Annotated in this window: 6 protein-coding genes; 3 read left to right on the forward strand and 3 right to left on the reverse strand. The window is 57.1% G+C overall.

The features are described 5' to 3' along the window. Positions 1-380: 380 nt before the first annotated feature. Positions 381-1,628, reverse strand: a complete 1,248-nt coding sequence (locus tag KJ653_00425) for a hypothetical protein (protein ID MBU0684306.1) — start codon at positions 1,626-1,628, stop codon at positions 381-383. A 139-nt stretch (positions 1,629-1,767) separates the two neighbouring features. On the opposite strand from KJ653_00425, the gene KJ653_00430 reads away from it, so the two are divergent. The 3 genes from KJ653_00430 to KJ653_00440 all read left to right on the forward strand — a co-directional run bounded on the left by KJ653_00430 (position 1,768) and on the right by KJ653_00440 (position 4,901). Then, positions 1,768-2,541 (forward strand): methyltransferase domain-containing protein, encoded by a 774-nt coding sequence (locus tag KJ653_00430; GenBank protein MBU0684307.1) that lies wholly within the window; start codon positions 1,768-1,770, stop codon positions 2,539-2,541. Between the two features lie 120 nt (positions 2,542-2,661). After that, the gene (locus KJ653_00435) at positions 2,662-3,981 is read left to right on the forward strand and encodes a hypothetical protein (GenBank protein ID MBU0684308.1); all 1,320 of its coding nucleotides are present in this window, start codon (positions 2,662-2,664) and stop codon (positions 3,979-3,981) included. Beyond that, positions 3,978-4,901, forward strand: a complete 924-nt coding sequence (locus KJ653_00440) for a hypothetical protein (GenBank protein MBU0684309.1) — start codon at positions 3,978-3,980, stop codon at positions 4,899-4,901. Before KJ653_00435 ends, KJ653_00440 begins: the two co-directional genes overlap by 4 nt. A gap of 55 nt (positions 4,902-4,956) precedes the next feature. On the opposite strand, the gene KJ653_00445 is transcribed toward KJ653_00440, so the two are convergent. Further along, positions 4,957-5,367: a hypothetical protein gene (locus KJ653_00445; GenBank protein MBU0684310.1), complete on the reverse strand. Its 411-nt coding sequence runs from the start codon at positions 5,365-5,367 to the stop codon at positions 4,957-4,959. Positions 5,368-5,532: 165 nt separating this feature from the next. Further along, a partial coding sequence (locus tag KJ653_00450; GenBank protein MBU0684311.1) for a DUF2085 domain-containing protein occupies positions 5,533-6,113 on the reverse strand: 581 nt, incomplete at its 5' end.

Raw genomic sequence — 6,113 nt, forward strand, 5'->3', positions numbered from 1 at the left:
ATGAACTTGATCAAGTAGTGTCCATCTGCTTTGGCAGTGGCGATGGTATTGAGATTGATGTCCTGGTCAGCCAACACAGCAATCGAATCCAGAAGATCCTTGCTGGAGCCGTTTACTGAGAGCTCAAATTCGGTCGTCATTGTAATCTTCCCCCGATTGTCCGAGGTACGTAATTGCGCTGTTATGTATATATTTTATATGCCATTCATGTCGAATGTGGACAATGTCGAACATCGTGGATTGTCAAAACCCGTTGTTCAATCCGTGATAGTCTTTGCCATGACTCGGGAGAACATTCGAAGAACATTCTAATTGATCGACGATAATGAAAAGAAATGGAGAAAATTGGTGCGACATTGTGGATGCCGCATCGTCGGACTTCACTTCGACGAGTAGTAGGTCATGAGGCAATCGACCCAGGACGATTCGGCCACGAGGTCGAGGCCCACTCCGTCGTAGATGAACTGTCGGGCCCATATCCACCCGTTCATGTTGTACTGCCCCATTGACGGCGGGAACCAGAAGTTCAGCCCGTGAACGGTGTCATGGTACTTCGCGCTGTTGTCCTGGGCAAGGACCGCAGCGTTGAAAGCGCCCTCGAAGGCGTCCACTGCGGCCGTCAGCTCCGGGTGTCCCTCGATCGCTCGAAGACCTTCCACGAACGTGTACACGTCTGGCATCCACTCATATCCCGCCATGTTCGCCCATGTCCCGACAAGGGAATATCCCCTTGCACGTTCTACCTCCTTCATGTGGTCCGGCATGACCGCATTCAAGACAACAGTCAAGTCGCTGAACGCGTCACCAACTGCCGCCATCTTGGACAGGTCCAGCGCGACCATCGTGGCGAAGTCCTGCGAGTAAGTCATCTGGTGGGCATAGTCCCTCTTCGAGCTGTAGTAGAGAACGTACTCGTAGACGATGTTCTTCGCTAGATCGGCAGCGGATATCGTCGGGGTGGTCACCATATCCGTTATGAACATCTCGTACGGCAGGCCATCATATGGCTCCATTGTCTCGGAGGCGACCATGTATGGGACGGCGTCCCTGAGCTCGTAAGCCACCTCGAGAGAGGCCATGTTGCATGCGTCGAATGCGACTAGATCCACACCCTTTCTGTTGATCGCCTTGACGTCCTTCAGTGCTTCCGCGATGCCATGCATAGGCATCAGCACGTCGCCGTTGGTCTCATCCTGGCATATACCGCGCCAGCCGTACCCATGGTCAGATATCAGGAGCATCGTCTTTTTGGCCGGGAAGTTCTTCATGCCCCACAGGGTGAACTTCTCGAGTGTCATAGGGTCGGACGAGTTCATCTCGGGCCACGTGGCAACAACCTTCCTCGTCCCGCCAGATATCTCATAGATCCACGTGCCCATGACTGACTGGATATCCAGGAAGACGACGATGTTCACTTTCTTATTGGACGTCAACGCCTTCTCCCAGGCTTGCATGCAGAACTCGGTCGTGAACTCCAGGTTGTTGTCACAAGCCCAGAAGATCAGTATGGTCCACTCCTTCTCGGAGCTGGCCTTGGATGCCGGCGGGCCGCCCAATACGCCGACGGGCACGGCCAAGGCGAACGCGATCATGACGCTAAGCACACACGCAGTCTTGTTGAATCTCAACCTCGCTCCCCCCTAGTACTACTGACCCCGGTATCGTGAGGCCTGACCATAACCTTTTCCCAGTCTGATCTGAGTACCTCAGTTCTGAACGACGACAGCGCCGGCGCAAAGGAATTATCGATGGGAGCGCATCAAGCGGATGCGGAGTGAGAACGGCTTGAGTTACTCGTTCGACAGGGTGGCGGACAAGTTCGACGAAACTCGGTTCTACCCGGACACGGTCATGGGCGACATACTGAACGCCTTCGAGAAGGTCCTGGTCAAAGGCTCGCGCACACTGGACGCCGGGGTCGGGACCGGCAGGTTCGCGGAGCCTCTGCAGAAGAGGGGGTACGACGTCGTCGGAGTGGACATCTCACCCAGGATGCTTGACAAAGCCAGAGGGAAGGGGACCGAGAACCTGTTCAGAGGGGACCTGTGCGCTTTGCCGTTCAGGGACGCCGTCTTCAGCGTAGCGATCAGCATCCATGTCCTGCACCTGATATCTTCCTGGAGATGTGCCCTAGGCGAGATCGGGCGCGTCACGACCGACAGGTTCCTGTCCGTGGCATTCAACAAAGAAGAGTCGCCAGCGGAAGCGTTCAGACGGCTGTACGAACGGGTGTGCGAGGAGAACGGGTTCGAGATACACCATCCCGGGATGAGGGAGAGGGAGCTGCCGGACCTGCTGCCCGCGGACAGGGTGAGCCTCATCGACTTGCACGAGCACACAATGGAGGTCCCGAAGTTGTTGGACGGATACGAGAACAGGATATTCTCGAGTCAATGGACCGTCCCTGATGAGATACACGAGATTGCCATGGAGGCCATGCACGAGAAGTACGACCGCGTGGACCAGGTCTTCAGCATAGAACGGATCTCCCTCCTCGAATGGAGCATGGACCGCGTGAGGAGTTACGCAGCTGGCCGCTGAGATGGCTTCGGGCTTCGTCTCTACTTTCGTCTAACCGTAGTACATCACTTTATATGCCGAAGGCGAGTTTTCCAGACAGCAGCACAGCAGAAAAACGGCTGCTCAAAGGGGGGCTTTATCGTGGAAATAGAGAAGCTAGCGCCCCATATCGAAGAGATTGCCAGGGCGCTCGGGGATAAGTTGTCAGAGGAACAGATAACAGAAGAATTGCAGAAATACGTCGATGTCTACAGGCTCAGCATCCCGATGGCCAAGAGGACCATCGTGAAGAAGTACGGCGGGGACACCAGCGGATTCTCGACAGGTTTTCAGAGGAAGCTCGCGGAGCTCAGGCCGAGCGAGCCGAACGTGGATTTCATCGCCAAGGTGCTCTCTTCCAACTCGAAGGAGATCACCGCCAAGGGCGAGAAGGAGAACATCATCTACGGATTCATCGGGGACGATTCGACCACTCTCCCGTACACTGTCTGGGACACGGAAGGCGTGGAGCTCCAGAAAGGCGATGTGATATCCGTCAAGGGGGCCTACACGAAGGAATACCAGGGTAGAGTACAGGTCAACTTCGGGAACAGAGTCTCGATCAAGAAGGAGGACCCGGCCACCATTGGGGACATTCAGGTGGCCCAAGGCCCGCCGAAGGTGGTCAACATCGCTGAGCTCAGAGAGGCCATGGGCTATGTCGAGGTGAAGGGGAGGATTCTGTCTCTCGACCCGCGCGAGGTCGCGGTACAGGGTGAAATGAAGAAGATCTTCTCTGGGATACTCGCAGATGAATCTGGCAAGGTCCAGTTCACCGCATGGTCAGATTTCAAGCTGAAGCAGGGAGAGGTCGTGAAGATCTCGAAGGGCACCGTCAAGGCCTGGAGGGGCATCCCGCAGCTCAGCTTCGACGACCGCGCGGATGTCACCATGATCAAAGAGAAATACCCGACGGTCGAGGAGCTTCAGAGGTCGGGTGTCAGGATGATATCGGAGATCGCTGCCAGGGGCGGAGCGGTCGACGCCACCGTCAGAGGAGTGATCATAGAGGTCCGGGAGGGCTCCGGCCTCATAACGAGATGCCCTGAATGCAAGCGCGCGCTCCAGAAGGGCACATGCAAGGTCCATGGGAGAGTCGAGGGCTACCCCGACCTTAGGATCAAGGCGACCCTGGATGACGGGAGCGGCGCGGTGAGCGTCGTCATGAACCGTGAGCTCACCGAGAAGCTCACAGACACAACGCTCGACGAGGGCATGCGGAAGGCCAAGGAGACGATGAACTTCGACATCGTCAGGGACGCGATGGACGAACAGCTGACTCTCAAGGTGCTCACGGTGACCGGCGCGGTCACTGCCGACACATACGGCCTCTCGATGATAGCGAAGGAGGCTGAACTGACCACCCCGGACGTGAAGCAGGAGGCCGAGAAGCTCCTGGTAGAGCTGGAGGGGCAGGAATGAACGTCCGCGAGGTCGCCTGGAGGGTGTTCGCGGAGGAGTTCAATTCATCAGTGCTGGAGCACACAGGCGAGGGGGAGAAGCCTGTGTCCTATGTGATCACCCCGCTCGGGGCGAAGGTGAACCGGATGTTCGTGGTCGGTGTGGTCACGGACATCGAGGACATGGGAGAGGAGGGGAAGCAGAGGTTCAGGGCACGGATAACAGACCCCACGGGCACATTCTACATCTCAGCAGGCGAGTACCAGCCAGGGGCGGCGATGACGCTGTCCAAGATGTCGCCTCCTGCATTCGCGGCGGTCGTCGGGAAGAGCAGGGCGTACACGCCGGAGGAAGGCGTGAAATACCTGAGCATCAGGCCGGAGCGCATCCGTGAGGTGGACGCCGAGACGAGGGACTATTGGACCCTTGAAGCGGCCAAGAGCACGCTCCTCAGAGCCGATGCGATAGAGGACGGGCTCAAGATGGGCCAGCCCACGATCGCCCAGCTGATGAAGCTGGGATACCATGAGAATCTGGCGGACGGCGTCGTCCGCGCGATCGAGTACTACAAGGACATCGATGTTGAACGCTTCAGGAACACCGTCCGGGAAGCGCTCAGGTCCGTGCTGCCGGAGGGAAAAGGGCACGCAGAGGCGAAGAGGCCGGCTCAAGCGCCCAAGAAGGCCAAGGCACCTTCCAAGGGGGATGATGTCGGCGAGGAGCAGATGCACGAGGTCGGCGTGGGGGCTGACGAGGAGGACATCGTCCTGAAGATCATCGATTCGCTGGCCACTGGCGGCAAAGGGGCCAAGTGGGACACGATCGTCGAGACCGCGAAGTCCAAGAAGATCGACAAGGTCAGGCTGGAGGAGATCGTAGCCAGCCTCCTTGACAAGGGCGAGATCTACGAGCCTGAGCTAGGCATGATGAAGAGAATCTGAGAAGAGGAAAAGCTCTGGAAGGGGTTTTCGTGGTTCGCAGTGCGTCCCGAGGAGCTCATTTCTTGAACTCGTCATGGGACATGGCGACCAGTATCAGGCCGACAAGCCCCGGAATCACGCCACCGGGTATGGCAAGGACTCCGCCCAGGACCGCGAGCCCATAGTGTTTGCGCATGATAGCGAGGACTCCACCAAGCAAGGCGACGATGCCCAGAAGAAGGACTATCGCCCCGCACACCGTCAGGAAATCGCTCATACCGAAGGTGATGCCGGAGAACGCCTCTCCGGTCCACGCCAGGACATAACCAACGTAGAGCTCGACCAGCGCACCCAGTATTATCAGAACCCCACCTATGACCGGCTTCACGGTCTCCTTGGGGGCCGCTGGAGCATTGGCCGTTCTGTAATCATAGCCACAGAACTGGCACACGTTGGCATCCCACGCGATGGTCCGCCCGCACTTCACACAATTTCTCGTTCCCGATGCACTCGACATTCTAATCTCTCCGAGGAGTAGAAAAGAAACCAGTCTCTGCTGGCGTCGTTCCCATCCAAAGGCATTATCACATTAGCTGAATATTAATCTTGGCACCCTTTAGGCGGTTTTTGGCAAAAAACTATCGATATCGGCTCAGGTAGTCCCGAAGTACCATCTGTTGAGCAAGGCCAGTACCATGAGCAATGACACTGCAATGACGGCGGCTCCGGCTAGTTTGAACCGCTTCGGAAAGGGTCTGTTCTCCAGGGCCAGCATGAAAATGAGCGACACTGCCAGAACGAAGAAGAAGAAGATGCCTGTGATCCCGACAATAGAGACCGCATAGAACAGAGTTTTGGATCTAGCGGACACGAGTATCGCAACGGCGGCAAAACCGTACAGCCCGACGAACCAGGCCCAATCCGAGGTTTTCGAGAACAGCCGGGTTGCATTCCTCCCAGGGAAGACCGTCGAATTGAGGAGAGGAATCAGTAAGAACGGGAAGGTGACGCCAAGGGACAGGCCGCTGAGGGTCCTACGGAGGTTGTCAGATGTGCTGATGCCGCCGTACGAAAGGGCAGAGTCCAGCAGGAAGAAGGCCATCACCACGCCAAGTATCCCCATATGCTTCGGAGACGGGATTCCGGAGGTGAACCGCCTCGAGCCGGTCCATAGAAATGCGGTGGACAACAAGAACCCGAAATGTATCCCTATGCACCGCGCGCAGAGCGGCA

It is taken from the genome of Candidatus Thermoplasmatota archaeon (assembly GCA_018814355.1).
Classification (GTDB): domain Archaea; phylum Thermoplasmatota; class Thermoplasmata; order UBA10834; family UBA10834; genus COMBO-56-21.

What these genes read in the sequence shown, in the direction of transcription:
- KJ653_00430 (MBU0684307.1), top strand. Translation starts at nt 1,768, where the DNA reads ATGCGGAGTGAGAACGGCTTGAGTTACTCGTTCGACAGGGTGGCGGAC.
- KJ653_00440 (MBU0684309.1), top strand. Translation starts at nt 3,978, where the DNA reads ATGAACGTCCGCGAGGTCGCCTGGAGGGTGTTCGCGGAGGAGTTCAAT.